The following is a 14,973-nucleotide window of genomic DNA, read 5'->3' as shown; positions in this document are numbered from 1 at the left end:
TATTTTTGCGCTGATTTGCTTTGGTGCAAGAATCTACATCAGCTGATTTAGATAGAAGTGCTTAACTGCGCCACCTGTAAGCTGCTGTGGCGCGGGAGCGATAGTGTTGAGTTCAGTGAAGCGGATACATCTTAGTGAGCGTTCACAGTCCTGCCTTGAGCCCAGGCCTTGAGCGCGAGAATTTTCTCCCGCATCACCACAGATAAGGGCCGGGTACGTGACAGCTCTTCAAGGATAATCTCCTGATCTACCTGCTGCTGCCGCCCTGCGGCGGCATAAATGGCAGAAATGACCGCCTGTTCAATCTCGGCACCGCTGAATCCCTGACTGGTGCGAGACAAGAGCCCCAGATCCATGCTGGTCACATCCACGCCCCGTTTTTTGCAGTGAATGAGGAAGATGGCCTTGCGGATCTCTTCATCGGGCAAATCGACAAAGAAGATTTCATCCAGGCGCCCCTTGCGCATCAACTCGGGTGGCAGAGCCTGGATATCGTTGGCCGTGGCCACCAGAAATACATCGCTCTTACGTTCGGCCATCCAGGTCAACAGGGCGCCCAGGATGCGCTGTGATGTCCCTTCATCACTGCTGCCGCCACTGATGCCCTTCTCAATTTCATCAATCCAGAGCACACAGGGCGACATCAAATCCGCCAGCTCCAGCGCCTGACGCAGGTTCTTTTCGGTTTCGCCTATGTATTTGTTGTAGAGTGCGCCCATGTCGAGCCGTAACAAGGGCCGCTGCCACACGCCGGCCACCGCTTTGGCTGCAAGGCTCTTGCCGCTGCCCTGAACCCCCAGCAGCATAATCCCCTTGGGCGATGGCGCGGAGGTATCCCTCATTTGGGGATGACGAAGCTTGAGCCATTCCTTGAGGTTATGCAGTCCGGCAATGTCAGCGAAACTGCTGGTGTCGTACTCGTATCTGAGTACCCCGTCCATATCCATCAAACTGAACTTGGCTCGATTAACCTTATCCACATCTTCATGGGTGATGGCGCCATCATCCACTATCGCCTTGTGGATCAGCCTGCGGGCATCATCAAAGGTCACGCCGCGCAGGTTATCGGCAAGACATGCCACAGCTTCATCGTCCACAGTCAACGGCAGCCCCTGACGCCGCACCTTGTCTATCTCGTCCATAATCAGGTTTTCGAGCTGGTTCTTACTCGGCAACGACAAGCGGAAGTGGGCGCAGTAACGACGGATTTCAGGTGGGATCTCAAAGGCATGGCTCACCAGCACCAAGGTGTGTTTCAGCGCATCGTACCCCAGAGCTATCTCTTTAAGCAGACGCACATTTCGCGGCGCATCCTGCACAAAGGGATGGAAGTCGCACAGCACATAAATGCCCTGCTGCTGGGTGGATTTGATGTGCCCGAGTAAATCACCGGGGTCGGCGTTGAATTTCTGGCTGCCCATGTCCCTGTCGACCCGGGACAAACCGCTGGTAATAGACCAGGTAAACAGTGGCTGATACAGGGTGGCGGCAACCCGCTTCAGCAGCTCTATTACCCGGTATTCCTCGTAGGTTTCAATGACCACTATGGGAGTGTTGGACCTTAATACCGCCGCTAAATCCTGTACATCCTGCATCTTGCCAATTCCTTTAATGATCAGTTTCAGAGGCCCACCGGGCTCAGGGATTATGCGACAAAATTCATCAGCAAAACAATGCCTTCAGGAGGAAGTAGCCCCTCAGCATCCTGACTAAAGCCGATATCAGGAATTCTGGGAGGCTCGGTGTGCTACACCAGTCGGTTACTGCGCTCACCTCGCAAAAACGCCGCCACATTGGCCACGGCGATATTCATCAGATTTTGCCGCGCTTCCAGTGTCGCCCAGGCGATATGCGGGCTGATGCTGATATTGGCGGCGTGAAGCAATGGGTTGTCGGGCCTAGGTGGCTCACTGGAGAGCACATCGACCGCCGCTTGCAGCTTGCCGGCATTGAGGGCCCCGGCCAGGGCTACTTCATCGACCAGATCGCCCCTGGCGGTATTGACCAAGAGACAGCCGGGTTTCATCAGGGCCAGGGTCTGTTCGTTTATCAAATGCCGGGTATCCGGCGTCAGCGGGCAATGCAGACTGATTATGTCGGCACAGGCCAACAGCTCTGGCAACGGCAACCACTTGGCACCATTTGGTAAATCCCTCGGCCGGCTGCGACTGCTTATCAGCAGTTCCATGTCAAAAGCGGCGCCTATCCGCGCCACCTGACGGCCTATGGTGCCAAAACCCACTATCCCCAGACGCATGCCCTTGAGGGAGCGCAGCTGGCTCAGGGTAAAACAGAAATCCGGACTGCGACTCCACTCCCCCGCCACCACAGCGCTATGGTGCTCCGCCAGGTGACTGACGTGATGCAATATATGGGCAAAGACCATCTGGGCCACGGCGTCGGGGCCATAGGCGGGCACATTGGTGACAGCAATGCCCAGGGCCTTGGCCGCCTCCATGTCCACCACATTGGTGCCGGTTGCCAGTACCCCTATGTATTTGAGTCCCGGCAGCTGTCTTAAGGTATCAGCGTTAAGCACAGTTTTGTTGGTCAGCAGCATGGGAGCTCCCAGGGCGCGGCTCAGCACCTCTTCGGGAGCGCTGCGATCGTACAACTGCAGATCACAAATAGCTGCCAGCGGTGACCAGTCCAAATCGCCGGGGTTAAGGGTATAGCCATCAAGCACACATAGACGCATATGTTAAAATCTGAAACTCAGCCCCAAGTTAACCTGCCCCTGCCACATGAGATCAGATTCAATCCTCCACACACAGTTGTCGGCACTGCAAAACAAGTCGTTATCACCGTTGATAAAGGTGGCAAAACCACGCATTTCCGCCAGCAGGGCCAGATGATCGCCAAGCCGATACTCGGCTCCGATGCCTAGGCCCATGGAAAAACGGGTCTCGTTGCTAAAGTCATCGCCCGGGCGCATCTGGGTCAGACCTGCGGTAGCGGACACATAAGGATGAAAGTCCCCCACAGGAAAGTAGAGGCTGCCCCCCAGGTGGGCATAGTCCAGTTGGAGCGAGGTGATGCGCTGATTGCTGAAATCACCACCACTTTTGAGCTGCGTGTTCTGGTTTGAATAGAGCAGGTAGATATTGCCAGGGTGTCTTGTCAAGACTCCAAGCATGATGCCGTAGTGGGACGATTCCTCGGCCTGAATATCCCCGCTTATGCTCTGATTATCTCTGGTCAGATTAGCGTCCAGGCCACTGGCACCAAAGCTGTAACCGCCGAAGGGAGTAACAAACACCTCGGCAGACGCCAAGGGCACAACCAATAACAACAGGACAGCAATTATTCCGTGTTTCATGCACTTCTCCTTGAAGTCAACGCATACCGCGGGCGGCCTTCACCGCTTCGTAGGCCGCCTGAATATCCTGGGCCTTGCGTTTGGCCAGTTCCATCATTTCCGCCGGCAGGCCCTTGGCCACCAGTTTATCGGGGTGATGTTCATTCATCAGTTTACGATAGGCTTTTTTCACCTGCTGATCCGTATCCCCGGCTGAAATACCCAGCAGGCGATAGGCATCCTCCAGTGTTGGCCCCTTGCCGCGGCCACCTTGTTGGAAGCGGAACTCCCCCTGCCAGCGTCCCAGCAGCGCGTTCAGCTGGGCTTCGTCTATCCCCAGTGTCGCGGCCATGGTTTGCAACAACTGCAACTCCCGGGGATGCAGCTCACCATCGGACAGGGCCGTTTGGATCTGGATTTCCAAAAACATCTGCAGCAGCTCGGGACGCCCCATGGACAGCAGTCTCAGGCTGTTGAGGTTGCCCTTGAGATCAAAGTCACTGGCCTTACCATCCCTGAACGCCTGCTGGGCCTGGCGTCTGGCCTCGCCCTCCAGCCTGAGCTCGTCCATCAGGGCGCTGGCGAGGCGGATATCGGCTTCGGTCACCCGCCCCGAGGCCTTGGCCATGTGGCCCATCACGGCGAAGGTGGTGCTGAAAAACACCATCTGGCGCTTGCTGGCGCCGCCCTGACCACCGCCGCTGCGCCTGTCGTAGAGGTGGCCCAAATACAGGCCAAACAGGGCGCCAAAGATACGGCCAAACATAAAACCGATTAAAAAGCCGAACAACTTGCCTTTAAAACGCATTAACTTGCACTCCCGACCTGACCTTGTAAAAGTCTCTCCAGGTCTTCAAGCCGTGAAATGGTGCCCACATCGCACCAGTAACCATCGAATTTAGCGCCCGCAACAAGGCCCGCAGCCATCTTGCAGCGCAGCAAGGGCGCCAGCGGCCGGGCCCCCGGCGTGAGACCGGTAAACAGCGCCGGGCTGTAGATCCCCATACCGGAAAAGGTCAACCTGGGCTCACCCTCGGCGCCTATTTGTTGCCCGTCTAAGGCAAAGTCGCCCTGGGGATGCTGGGGCGGATTGTCCACCAGGTATAACCAGGCCTCGGCGCCCTCGGGCAAGCGTTCCGGCAAGGGCGGCAGTTGGTCGATAAAAATATCGCCATTGACTACCAGAAAAGGCTCATTCCCCAGCAGTGGCAAGGCCTGGATAATACCGCCGGCGGTTTCCAGCGCCTCGGCCTCATGGCTGTAACTGATGCTCAGCCCAAAGCGGCCGCCGTCACCGAGGGTTTCCGGCAACTTGTGTCCCAGCCAGGCACAGTTGATCACCACCTCGCTGAAACCCGCCGCAGCCAGCTTGTCCAGGTGGTATTCGATAAGGGGCTTACCCAGCACGGGCACCAGGGGCTTGGGCAGGCTGTCGGTCAGGGGCCGCAAACGCTCACCACGGCCCGCAGCCAAAATCATCGCCTTCATTTGGCCACAACCTTCATTTGATCATAACCTTGGGCCAGACCCTTTCATTGATAAAGCACGCCAGGGGACCGAGCTCCCGGTAACGTACGGCCACATCGCGGATATAGCCCAGGGTCAGGGGAATGTCCTTGAGGTAACCGGGCTTGTTGTCTCTGTGGTTGAGGCGGGCGAAGATCCCGGCAGCCTTCAGATGGCGCTGTATTCCCATTAAGTCGAACCAGCGGCGATAGCGGTTGAAGTCAGTGTCCATTGGTACCAGGCCATGGCGATGGCAAAGCTCAAAATGGATCAGCATGCCCTCTTCCACCAGATGTTCGGGCCAGCGGACATAGCAATCCCGCAGCAAAGACACAGCATCATAGGTAATGGGGCCCTGCACCGCGTCCTGAAAATCCAGCACCGCAAGTTTGCCCTGCACCAACATCAGATTGCGGCTGTGAAAATCCCTGTGCATGCCATGCCTTGGCTGCTCCAGGGCATTCTCGGCCAGAAATTCAAAGGCTTGTGCCAACATGGCGCGCTCGTCGCTATCCAGAGGCAGTTGCAGGTGTACTTCAAGCAGCCAATCGACAAAGATCGCCAGCTCCCGCTGCACAAACTCGGCGTCGTATTCCGGCAGGGGGCCGGCATCCGTGGCCTTGACCGAAGCGATGGCGGGCAGCAGCTCCAGGGCCTGCCCGTACCAATCGAGCACGGATGTCTGGGTCAGGTGCGACAGCAGCAGGTCATCGCCGAGATCCTCCAGCAGCATAAAGCCCTGGTTTGGCTCGGCGGCCAGGATCTTGGGTACCGGAATACCGGCCTCGCCGTATGCCTTGGCCACCTGCTGAAATGGGCCAAGGGGAATTAGCTGAGGCGGGGAGTCCATGACGATAAAGCTCTGGCCCCCAAGGGCGGCTCTGAAATAACGCCTGAAGCTGGCGTCACCGGAAATTATTTGCAGTGTGGGCTCGGTCGCAAATTGCTTTCCAAGCCATTCTTGCAGCGAAACAAATCTGGGATCTGAGGGGGTCATTTCATGGCTCTGGGCAAAAAATTGCTTTATTATAGCTGGCATATTTTTAGGAAACAGCCAATAAATTGAACAGAATGAATCGGCTGTGTTGCTCTGGAACTGAGTGCAACATTTCCCATCCCCCGGTGTCCAGACAATAAACAAGAATAATCGACCACAAGATGCAGATCCGATTCCTATTGGCCTTGAGCCTGTTACCCGCATTCTCACACGCCGACCAGCTCGATAACACAGAGACGGGCGCCCAGTGCAGCGTTGAGCCTCCCGTGACCATACCCGCTGCCGCAGACACGCCTGATTCAGAGCTGCTGGATATACGCATCGAATCCGACAGCTCGGATGCGACCCTGAATCAAAGGGCCCAATTTGATGGCAACGTCAGTTTCACTCAGGGCTCCAGACGCATTGCCGCCGATAAGGCATCAGTGGATTATGTGGAACAGCGCCTGGACGCCAGTGGCCAGCTGGTGTTTCAGGACAGTATGTTTACCGTGACCGCGGATGCGCTCACCGCCAGGATGCAGGACAACAGCGCCACTCTCTCGGGCGCCAGCTATTGGCTCCATGGACAACAGGTGCACGGCGAGGCCAAGCGACTGGAGATCACGCCGGACAACAATTTGCAGCTGAGTCGCACCAGCTTTACCACCTGTCCACCCGACAATGTCGCCTGGATGCTGGAAGCCGACCGTATCAAGATAGACAGCAAGGAAGAGTGGGGCGAGATCTGGAATGCCAAGCTGAGAATCGCCGATGTGCCGGTATTCTATATTCCGTACATGACGGTGCCCGTGTCCGACAAACGCAAAACGGGCTTTCTGTTCCCTGAGTTCAGCACCAGCACCACCAATGGCCTGGAATTCGCCACCCCCTGGTACTGGAACATAGCCCCGGAATACGACCTGACGCTGACGCCGCACTATATGTCGTCCCGCGGTCTGTTTCTCAAGTCTGAATTCCGCTATTTGGCAGGCGACGCCCAGGCGGGACAACTGAATCTGGAATACCTGGGCAATGACCATAAGCTCGACGGCAGCCCGGATCGCTACCTCTACCATTGGCAACATCAGGGGGCCATTGACACCCATTGGCGTGTTCTTGCCAACTTCACCCAGGTTTCGGACAACAATTATTTCAACGATCTCAAATCGGAAGTGGCCCGCGCCACGGACAACCAGCTATCACGGATAGGCGAGGTCAGTTATTTCGAACAGGATTGGGATATCAGCACTCGGGTGCAGGATATCAAGGTACTTGGCGAGGAAGAGCTGCCCTACCGGGTGATGCCACAGCTGAACTTCAATTACCGCGCCAATGATTTCTGGCAGAATCTGGACTTCGGTTTCAATGCCGAAGCCAGCAATTTTCAGCATCAGCAGGACGAGATGGCCACCGCGAACCGCCTGCACCTGCAGCCCAGCGTCACCTTGCCCATTCACGGCCCCGCAGGTTTTCTCAGCAGCGAACTGACCCTGCTGCAAACCAACTATTGGCAGCACAATCTCGGTCGACCCGAAAACCAGGCGCTGGATGAAACCGTCAGCCGCACCATCCCCAGGGCCAAGATCCATGGCCAGATCAACTTTGAACGTTACACCTCGCTGTTCGACAGCCAGATGCGTCAAACCCTGGAACCCCAGTTCCAATACCTCTACGTGGGGTATGAAGACCAGTCCGGCATAGGCCTGTACGACACGGCCCAATTGCAGGAAGACTATTATGGTCTGTTCCGCGCCCGGCGCTTTTCCGGCTGGGACAGGATTGCCGATGCCAACCAGATGACCCTGGGTCTGACCACCCGCTTGTTCGATGAGCATAATCTGGAGCAAATGAATTTCAGCTTCGGCCAGATATTTTATTTCACCGACAGCAAGGTGGCCCTGAGCGACGATCTGCGTCAGGAGCGCCCCAGCGCCTCGGTTCTGGCCGCCGAACTGGATACCCGCCTCTACAAGGACTGGTTTTTCTCCGGTGCGATTCAGTACGACACTCACAACGGCGATACCCGTAAGTCCGAGTTCACCCTGGACTTCCGTCCCGAGGCCAACAAGCTGGTGCAATTCAGCTACCGCTATGTACCTGATTTGCTCAACAGCAACACCAACGACAGGGTGGACATTTCCCAGACGGGCCTGAGAACCACCTGGCCGCTGAGGGACGACCTCTATTTCGTCGGCAACTGGTATTACGATCTTAAGGAAGCCCGCACGGTGGAAGCCTATACCGGCTTCCAATATGAGTCCTGCTGCTGGGCGGCGCGCTTAAGCTACCACTACCACATCAAGACCAACTACAGCGACGAGTTCAATCCAAGTGTCGACGAACGGGAACAGTTTGAGCGCGGCATCTTCCTCAATTTCGTGATCAAGGGACTGGGAGGCTCGGGACCGCTTGGTGTCAGCGACATGCTCGATGAAGGGCTGTTCAACTACAGGAAGCCGCTTTATCTGAGGAATTAACACAGAAATGTGGTAGATTGCGAAACCACATTCGGGACTTGCTGTCCAAACAGGTTAACACTACCGGGGTTGTCTGCCGGATAGGTGGATAAAAACCCCAGATTGCCAAGGATTTATTTGGATGAAACCCAGAAAGAATTTGATGTTTGCCCTGCTGGCCATGACCCTGAGCAACGCCGCTCTGGCTGCTCCTCAACCGCTGGACAGGATTGCGGTACAGATTAACGACGGCATAGTGCTCGAATCTGAAATCGACAATATGATCGCCACAGTAACCAAAAACGCTACCGAAGCGGGCCAGACCCTGCCCTCGGATGACGCCCTGCGGACCCAGGTAATAGAGCGCCTGATCCTCACCCGTTTGCAACTGCAAATGGCCGACCGTATCGGCCTGCACATAGGCGATCTGCAGCTGGATCAAACCATAGAAAACATCGCCCGTGAGCAAAAGCTGACAGTGGATCAGATGCGCAAGCAGATCGAATCCGAAGGCATGAGCTTCAGCCAATACCGTGAGCAGGTCCGTGAAGAAATCACCCTGGGCGAAATCCAGCGTATTCAGGTACAGCGCCGGATTCAGGTTTCCCCACAGGAAATCAATAACCTGGTAAAAATGATCGAAGAACAGGGTATGAAGGATGTGGAGTTTCAGATTGGCCACATCCTGATTGAAGTACCGGCCAACCCCAGCAGCGAACAGCTGGAAGCGTCAAGCAAGCGCGCTCAGGCGGTACTTGACCGGCTGAAAGACGGTGCCGATTTCCGTTCCACCGCCATTGCGGCCTCCTCCGGCCCCAAGGCGCTGGAAGGCGGGATCTGGGACTACATGAACATCAACGAAATGCCCACCCTGTTTGCCGAAGTGGTTGGCAACGCCAAGAAAGATGAGATTATTGGCCCCATCAAGAGCGGCGCCGGTTTTCACATTCTCAAAATAGTGGATATTCGCGGCCTTCAGACCAAGGAAATTGAGGAAGTGCGTGCCCGTCACATACTGCTCAAGCCCTCACCTATTCTGTCGGAAGAACGCGCCAAGGCCATGCTCGACCAGTTTGTAAAGCAGATCCGCAGCGGCGAAGCCAAGTTTGAAGATCTGGCCCGCCAATATTCGGAAGATCCGGGTTCAGCCACCAAGGGTGGTGAGCTTGGCTGGGCCGAGGCCGGTATTTATGTGCCCGAATTCGCCCAGACTCTCAATAATCTGGCCATAGATGAAATCAGCGAGCCGTTTCGCACCACCCACGGCTGGCACATAGCCCAGTTGGAAGAAAAGCGCAAAACAGACGCTACCGAGCGCTTTAATACCAATCGCGCTCACCAGTTAATTTTCCGTCGTAAATTCAACGAGGAACTGCAAAACTGGTTGGACGAAATGCGCGCCGAGGCTTACATTGAGGTCTTTGAACCCGAGAACGACAGAGGCTGATTTCCGTGACAGTCAAGCGCATTGCCATAACCCCGGGTGAACCGGCAGGAATAGGTCCGGATCTGGTGATCCAACTGGCCCAGCGTCCCTGGCCAGCGGAGTTGGTGGTGTGCGCCGATCCGGCGCTGTTGCAGGCCAGAGCCAAAAAGCTCGGTCTGCCGCTCAGTCTCAGGCCCTACCAACCCGGTCAGGCTCCCAAGCCACAGGAAGCCGGCACCCTGACTTTGGTGCCGTTCCAGATGGCAACCGAGGCGGAGTGCGGCAAGCTCAATGAGCTTAACAGTGCCTATGTCATTGATACTCTGCGTTATGCCGGCGAGAAAAACATGAGCGGCGAGTTTGATGCCGTGGTGACGGGCCCGGTGCACAAGGGCATCATCAATCAGGCGGGCATATCCTTCAGCGGCCATACCGAATTTTTTGCCAATCAGGCAGGCTGTCAGGACGTGGTGATGTTGCTGTCCTGCCCCGGTTTGCAGGTGGCGCTGGTGACGACCCATATCCCTCTTGCTTATGTATCCAAGGCCATCACCCGGGACAGGTTGCACAAGATCATCAAGATCCTGCATCAGGATCTGGTCAATAAATTCGGCATAGATAAGCCAACTATTTATGTCTGTGGCCTCAACCCTCACGCGGGTGAAGATGGTCACTTGGGCCGCGAAGAACTGGATGTTATCATCCCGGCCCTCAACGAGCTCAGGGAACAAGAGCATTTCAATATCGTCGGTCCTCTGCCCGCCGATACCCTTTTCCAGCCCAAATACCTGGAGCATGCCGATGTGGTACTGGCCATGTATCACGATCAGGGCTTGCCGGTGCTCAAGGCTCAGGGGTTTGGTAAAGCAGTGAACATTACCCTGGGTCTGCCCTATATCCGCACCTCTGTGGATCACGGTACAGCGCTGGAGCTGGCAGGTACGGGCCGGGCCGACACAGGCAGCTTTGTCTGCGCCTTGCATAAAGCCATTGAATTGGCTGGCAAAACCAACTGATATAGTGATAGATGAGCAATAAAGTCCATTTGGGCCACACGGCCAGAAAACGTTTCGGTCAGAACTTTTTGACCGACGGTAACATTATTAACCGCATTGTCGGCGCCATAGCGCCGGACAATGACCATATCATGGTTGAAATCGGTCCCGGCCTCGCGGCACTGACCGAGCCTGTGGCTCTGGCCATAGACAAGCTGACCGTGGTGGAACTGGACCGGGATCTGGTGGAGCGCCTCAAGGTGCACCCCACACTCAAGGACAAACTCGACATCCATCAGGGTGATGCGCTGCAATTTGATTTCGCCCAGCTGTGCCAGCCGGGTAAAAAACTCAAGGTCTTCGGCAACCTGCCCTACAATATTTCCACACCGCTGATGTTCCACCTGTTTGAGTTTGCCGGACAAATTGAGAACATGCACTTTATGTTGCAAAAGGAAGTGGTGCTCAGGCTCTCCGCCAGCCCCGGCACCAAGGCCTATGGCAAACTGACAGTAATGGCGCAATATTTTTGTCAGGTAGTACCCGTGCTGGAAGTGCCTCCCGGCTGTTTCACGCCACCGCCCAAGGTGGACTCTGCCGTGGTACGTTTGGTGCCCTATGCCGAGAAGCCCTGGCCTTGCAAGGATGTGGAGCTGCTTCGCAAGGTGTGCAATACCGCCTTTAACATGCGGCGCAAGACACTGCGCAACAACCTTAAGCCCATGCTCAACGACGATGAACTTGCCAAGCTGGGAATAGACGCCGGCCTGCGTCCGGAGGACATCAGCGTCGAGCAGTATGTTGCCATAGCCAATTATCTGTACGATAAGAAATAAGTGTAAGGGGGCCCTGGCCCCGGAATTCAGGATTTCCATGACAGCCACAGATTCAGCTATCAAGATAGAAGTCGATACCGAATATCTGGAACAACAATCGGATCCCGATCAAGGCAAATACGTCTTCAGTTACACCATCACCATTATTAACCTCGGTGACAGGTCCGCCAAACTGGAAACCCGCCATTGGGTCATTACCGATGGCAATGGTCATGTCAGTGAGGTTCAGGGCGCCGGTGTGGTGGGCGAAACCCCGGTGATCCCCCCCAACACCGCATATCAGTACACCAGCGGCACTGTATTGGAAACGCCGCTGGGTTTCATGGAAGGCAAATATGGCATGACCACAGAGTCAGGCGAGCCATTTGATGCCCTAATCCCGGCATTCCGATTGGCGGTTCCCGGACTCCTGCATTGAGATAAGATTCTATGGCCAACTACTTTGTCGGCGACATACAGGGCTGCAATCAGGAACTTCAGTCTCTGCTGGCGAAAGTGGACTTCAATCCCTCCAAAGACACCCTCTGGGCCGTTGGCGATCTGGTCGCCAGGGGACCGGACTCCCTCAAGGTTCTGAACTTTTTTGAATCCCTGGATGGCGCAGCCAGGGTGGTACTGGGTAATCACGATCTGCATCTACTGGCCATCTATAATGGCCTCAAACGCCCCAAGGCATCCGATAAGCTGGAGAAGTTGCTGGCATCGGAGCGACTGCCAACGCTGATTGGCTGGTTGCGACAGCAACCCCTGATGCAGGAATTACCCGAACACAAATTGATCATGACCCATGCCGGGGTGCCTCCACAATGGGACCTGCCGACCCTGAGGGCCGAAGCCGCTGCAGTGCACATGGCGCTGCAGCAGGCGAATTACTGTGAACTGCTGGCCTTCATGTACACAGAAACGCCGGAAGCCTGGTCTGAAAACCTGCAGGGCAAGCTGAGGCTACGTTATTGTATCGATGCTTTGACCCGGATGCGCTATCTGCACAGCGATGGCCGGCTGGATTTCAAATGCAAAACACCGCCGGAAGACTGCAAGGAACCGGATCTCCATCCCTGGTTTGAGCTGCCCTCGTGCCTGGAAGACCATACCCTGGTGTTTGGCCATTGGGCGGCCCTGATGGGCAAGGTTAACAGGGAGCGACGGATAGCCTTGGATACAGGCTGCTGCTGGGGAGAACACTTGACACTCTGGCACCTTGAAAACAGAGAAAAAATTAGCCAAAAAAGGATGAAATAGGGTTAAACTAAACCTTGATCCAGCCGATATAAAACCCATCGCGTACTATCAGTACTGAATTGGTTATTTTTCGGAAAAAATTATAAAAATCACCGGAGTATCATATGAAGATAAATGTAGCCACCCGAGTCATTGGCGGTTTCAGCGCAGTAACCCTCCTCTTGGTGATTCTGGGTATCGCCTCTCTGGTGACCAACAGCAGTCTTAAGGACAGTACTGTTCTGGTGCAGGAATTGAGCATGCCCGCCCTGGAAGCCACGGGTAACTTATCTGAGACCCTGAGCGAACAGCAGCGCCTTATCCTTATCGCTTACCACAGCACCCTGTCCAGCACCATTCCCGAGCAGGAAAAGCAATTCAATGCCCACAGCAAAAACTTCAAGGACGGTTTTACCACCCTCAGTGGTTTGCTGGAAAACAATCAAAATTATCTCAGTCAGTTAAACCAGCTCAACAGCAGCTATCTCAAGTTTGCCACCGACAGCAAGGCGATGATCGATGCCCGGGAGCAGGCACTGACCCAGCAGGAACAGCTGATTAAGCAGCGCAGCACCCTGGAAAACAGCGCCGATGATGCCTCATCTGGCCTGCTGGATCTTATCGATCTCGAAAGCAGCTCCAACCAGACTGAAAAAGAAATTGCCGCTGCCGCCAGTGCCATCGACACCAGCATGAGCAACATTATCACCACTGTCTATGACCTGGTGGCCACCGAAGAGAAAAGCAAGTACGACATCATAGTCAAGGAACTGGACTACATAGTCGGTGAGGCCAAGACCAAGATTGAATATGTCAATCGCCATGGCGAAGGGCTGCTTGACGAAGAGCTGATGCAAGGTATCAACAAAGATACCAGCAAGGTTTTCAGCATGCTGGAAGGCAAGCAAAACACCATGCTGTCTCTTAAAGCCAGTCAGCTCGCCAATGCCGAAGCCGCGCTGACCAAACTCAATGCCGTTGAAAAAGATGCCAAGGAAGTCTCGGCAAAAATGCGTGAGCTGAGCAAAAACATTGACGGTGTGACCAAGGAAATCAGCAGTAAAGCCATCAACGATGTCGACAGTGCCTCAATGCAGACTTCATTGTTGGTGGTGATTGCCATTATTGTGGCCATTGGTGTCAGCATGTGGGTTGTCAGGCCGCTCAAGCGCTCCCTGGACGAGGTCAATGATGCCCTGAATGTGCTGGCATCGGGCGATCTGACCCATAAGCTGGATGATTCCGGCCATGACGAATTTGCCGAGTTGTCGCGCAACTGTAACCGCCTGGTGGACAGCCTGCGGGCACTCATAGTCGGCATTCTCGACCGCTCAACCCAGCTGGCCGCAGCCGCAGAGCAAACCTCGGCCATTACGTCCCAGACCACAATCGGCATTCAGGAACAGAAGAGCCAGGTAGATCAGGTGGCCACCGCCACCACAGAGCTGAGTTCAAGTGCACACCAGGTGACCCTGAGTGCGGATGATGCCCTGAAGCAAATCAAACAGGCCGATGATGAAGCGCACCATATGCGTACCATAGCCGATGAAAACAAGCGCACCATACAGGCACTGGCCGAAGAAGTGGCCAAGGCCAGCAAGGTGATCAACAAGGTTCATGCCGACAGCGCCTCCATCGGCTCCATCCTGGACGTGATCCGTGGCATTGCCGAACAGACCAACCTGCTGGCATTGAATGCCGCCATTGAGGCTGCCCGTGCCGGTGAACAGGGTCGGGGCTTTGCCGTGGTGGCCGATGAGGTGCGCAGCCTGGCTTCCCGCACCCAGGAGTCAACCCGCGAAATTCAGCAAATGATCGAAGTGCTGCAACAGGGCACCCAGCAAGCCGTGGCGGTTATGGAGCTGGGCCAGACCCAGGCAAAAGCCTGCGTCGACAAGACTGAGCAAGCCAACGTGGCACTGGAAACCATCAGCAAATCGGTACACCAGGCCTTCGATGCCGGCACTCACATTGCCCATGCGGCTCAGGAGCAGAATCTGGTGAGTCAGCAGGTCTCGGAAAAATTGGAGCACATTGCCGCCATTTCCGAAGAAACAGCCATAGGTGCCGACCAAACGGCGCAATCAAGCCATCAGGTGGCGCGTCTGGCGGAGGAACTGCAAGCCTCGGTAGGTGAGTTCAAGGTCTAAGCTTAAGCTGCATTACAAAGCCGTCGCAAGGCGGCTTTTTTGTGCCTGGTCTTTCACAGCAGTTTCACCAATAAAAAACCGGGCTGAGGCCCGGTTTTTTATTGGT

13 protein-coding genes are annotated in these 14,973 nt (G+C 55.4%); 7 read left to right on the top strand and 6 right to left on the bottom strand.

What is annotated here, in order from left to right; translation table 11 throughout:
• Positions 1-131: 131 nt before the first annotated feature.
• The 6 genes from JYB85_RS03465 to JYB85_RS03440 all read right to left on the bottom strand — a co-directional run bounded on the left by JYB85_RS03465 (position 132) and on the right by JYB85_RS03440 (position 5,801).
• Complete coding sequence (locus JYB85_RS03465; RefSeq protein WP_207381080.1) at positions 132-1,595, bottom strand: AAA family ATPase; 1,464 nt, start codon at positions 1,593-1,595, stop codon at positions 132-134.
• 152 nt (positions 1,596-1,747) lie between these two features.
• Complete coding sequence (locus JYB85_RS03460) at positions 1,748-2,698, bottom strand: D-2-hydroxyacid dehydrogenase (protein ID WP_207381079.1); 951 nt, start codon at positions 2,696-2,698, stop codon at positions 1,748-1,750.
• 3 nt (positions 2,699-2,701) lie between these two features.
• Positions 2,702-3,319 (bottom strand): outer membrane beta-barrel protein, encoded by a 618-nt coding sequence (locus tag JYB85_RS03455; protein WP_207381078.1) that lies wholly within the window; start codon positions 3,317-3,319, stop codon positions 2,702-2,704.
• 16 nt (positions 3,320-3,335) lie between these two features.
• The gene (gene djlA / locus JYB85_RS03450; protein WP_207381077.1) at positions 3,336-4,106 is read right to left on the bottom strand and encodes a co-chaperone DjlA; all 771 of its coding nucleotides are present in this window, start codon (positions 4,104-4,106) and stop codon (positions 3,336-3,338) included.
• Complete coding sequence (murU, locus tag JYB85_RS03445; protein WP_207381076.1) at positions 4,106-4,786, bottom strand: N-acetylmuramate alpha-1-phosphate uridylyltransferase MurU; 681 nt, start codon at positions 4,784-4,786, stop codon at positions 4,106-4,108. The genes djlA and murU overlap by 1 nt, the downstream gene beginning before the upstream one ends.
• Positions 4,787-4,799: 13 nt before the next feature.
• Positions 4,800-5,801, bottom strand: a complete 1,002-nt coding sequence (locus JYB85_RS03440; RefSeq protein ID WP_407695872.1) for an aminoglycoside phosphotransferase family protein — start codon at positions 5,799-5,801, stop codon at positions 4,800-4,802.
• A gap of 161 nt (positions 5,802-5,962) precedes the next feature.
• Between JYB85_RS03440 and lptD the strand changes: the two genes are divergently transcribed.
• The 7 genes from lptD to JYB85_RS03405 all read left to right on the top strand — a co-directional run bounded on the left by lptD (position 5,963) and on the right by JYB85_RS03405 (position 14,867).
• Positions 5,963-8,260: an LPS assembly protein LptD gene (gene lptD / locus JYB85_RS03435; RefSeq protein ID WP_207381074.1), complete on the top strand. Its 2,298-nt coding sequence runs from the start codon at positions 5,963-5,965 to the stop codon at positions 8,258-8,260.
• A gap of 121 nt (positions 8,261-8,381) precedes the next feature.
• Complete coding sequence (gene surA, locus JYB85_RS03430; RefSeq protein WP_207381073.1) at positions 8,382-9,686, top strand: peptidylprolyl isomerase SurA; 1,305 nt, start codon at positions 8,382-8,384, stop codon at positions 9,684-9,686.
• 5 nt (positions 9,687-9,691) lie between these two features.
• A complete protein-coding gene (pdxA, locus tag JYB85_RS03425; RefSeq protein ID WP_207381072.1) occupies positions 9,692-10,681 on the top strand; it encodes a 4-hydroxythreonine-4-phosphate dehydrogenase PdxA in 990 nt (329 codons plus the stop codon).
• 11 nt (positions 10,682-10,692) lie between these two features.
• A complete protein-coding gene (rsmA, locus tag JYB85_RS03420) occupies positions 10,693-11,496 on the top strand; it encodes a 16S rRNA (adenine(1518)-N(6)/adenine(1519)-N(6))-dimethyltransferase RsmA (protein ID WP_207381071.1) in 804 nt (267 codons plus the stop codon).
• A 37-nt stretch (positions 11,497-11,533) separates the two neighbouring features.
• Complete coding sequence (apaG, locus tag JYB85_RS03415; protein ID WP_207381070.1) at positions 11,534-11,914, top strand: Co2+/Mg2+ efflux protein ApaG; 381 nt, start codon at positions 11,534-11,536, stop codon at positions 11,912-11,914.
• 11 nt (positions 11,915-11,925) lie between these two features.
• Positions 11,926-12,738 carry a symmetrical bis(5'-nucleosyl)-tetraphosphatase gene (locus JYB85_RS03410; RefSeq protein WP_207381069.1) on the top strand — a complete coding sequence of 271 codons (813 nt, stop codon included), beginning with the start codon at positions 11,926-11,928 and terminating at the stop codon, positions 12,736-12,738.
• A 104-nt stretch (positions 12,739-12,842) separates the two neighbouring features.
• A complete protein-coding gene (locus tag JYB85_RS03405) occupies positions 12,843-14,867 on the top strand; it encodes a methyl-accepting chemotaxis protein (RefSeq protein ID WP_207381068.1) in 2,025 nt (674 codons plus the stop codon).
• Positions 14,868-14,973 lie beyond the last annotated feature (106 nt).

The organism is Shewanella sedimentimangrovi (assembly GCF_017354965.1).
In the GTDB taxonomy this organism is placed as follows: Bacteria; Pseudomonadota; Gammaproteobacteria; order Enterobacterales; family Shewanellaceae; genus Shewanella; species Shewanella cyperi.
The sequence above is the reverse complement of the archived record's forward strand: the minus strand, read 5'-3'. Positions and strand labels throughout refer to the sequence as shown.

Excerpts from the sequence above, each read along its gene's own strand:
- JYB85_RS03440 (WP_407695872.1), bottom strand. The coding sequence starts at position 5,801 with ATGACCCCCTCAGATCCCAGATTTGTTTCGCTGCAAGAATGGCTTGGA.
- JYB85_RS03410 (WP_207381069.1), top strand. The coding sequence starts at position 11,926 with ATGGCCAACTACTTTGTCGGCGACATACAGGGCTGCAATCAGGAACTT.
- JYB85_RS03465 (WP_207381080.1), bottom strand. The coding sequence starts at position 1,595 with ATGCAGGATGTACAGGATTTAGCGGCGGTATTAAGGTCCAACACTCCC.
- JYB85_RS03460 (WP_207381079.1), bottom strand. The coding sequence starts at position 2,698 with ATGCGTCTATGTGTGCTTGATGGCTATACCCTTAACCCCGGCGATTTG.
- apaG (WP_207381070.1), top strand. The coding sequence starts at position 11,534 with ATGACAGCCACAGATTCAGCTATCAAGATAGAAGTCGATACCGAATAT.
- murU (WP_207381076.1), bottom strand. The coding sequence starts at position 4,786 with ATGAAGGCGATGATTTTGGCTGCGGGCCGTGGTGAGCGTTTGCGGCCC.
- lptD (WP_207381074.1), top strand. The coding sequence starts at position 5,963 with ATGCAGATCCGATTCCTATTGGCCTTGAGCCTGTTACCCGCATTCTCA.
- JYB85_RS03405 (WP_207381068.1), top strand. The coding sequence starts at position 12,843 with ATGAAGATAAATGTAGCCACCCGAGTCATTGGCGGTTTCAGCGCAGTA.
- djlA (WP_207381077.1), bottom strand. The coding sequence starts at position 4,106 with ATGCGTTTTAAAGGCAAGTTGTTCGGCTTTTTAATCGGTTTTATGTTT.
- rsmA (WP_207381071.1), top strand. The coding sequence starts at position 10,693 with ATGAGCAATAAAGTCCATTTGGGCCACACGGCCAGAAAACGTTTCGGT.
- surA (WP_207381073.1), top strand. The coding sequence starts at position 8,382 with ATGAAACCCAGAAAGAATTTGATGTTTGCCCTGCTGGCCATGACCCTG.
- JYB85_RS03455 (WP_207381078.1), bottom strand. The coding sequence starts at position 3,319 with ATGAAACACGGAATAATTGCTGTCCTGTTGTTATTGGTTGTGCCCTTG.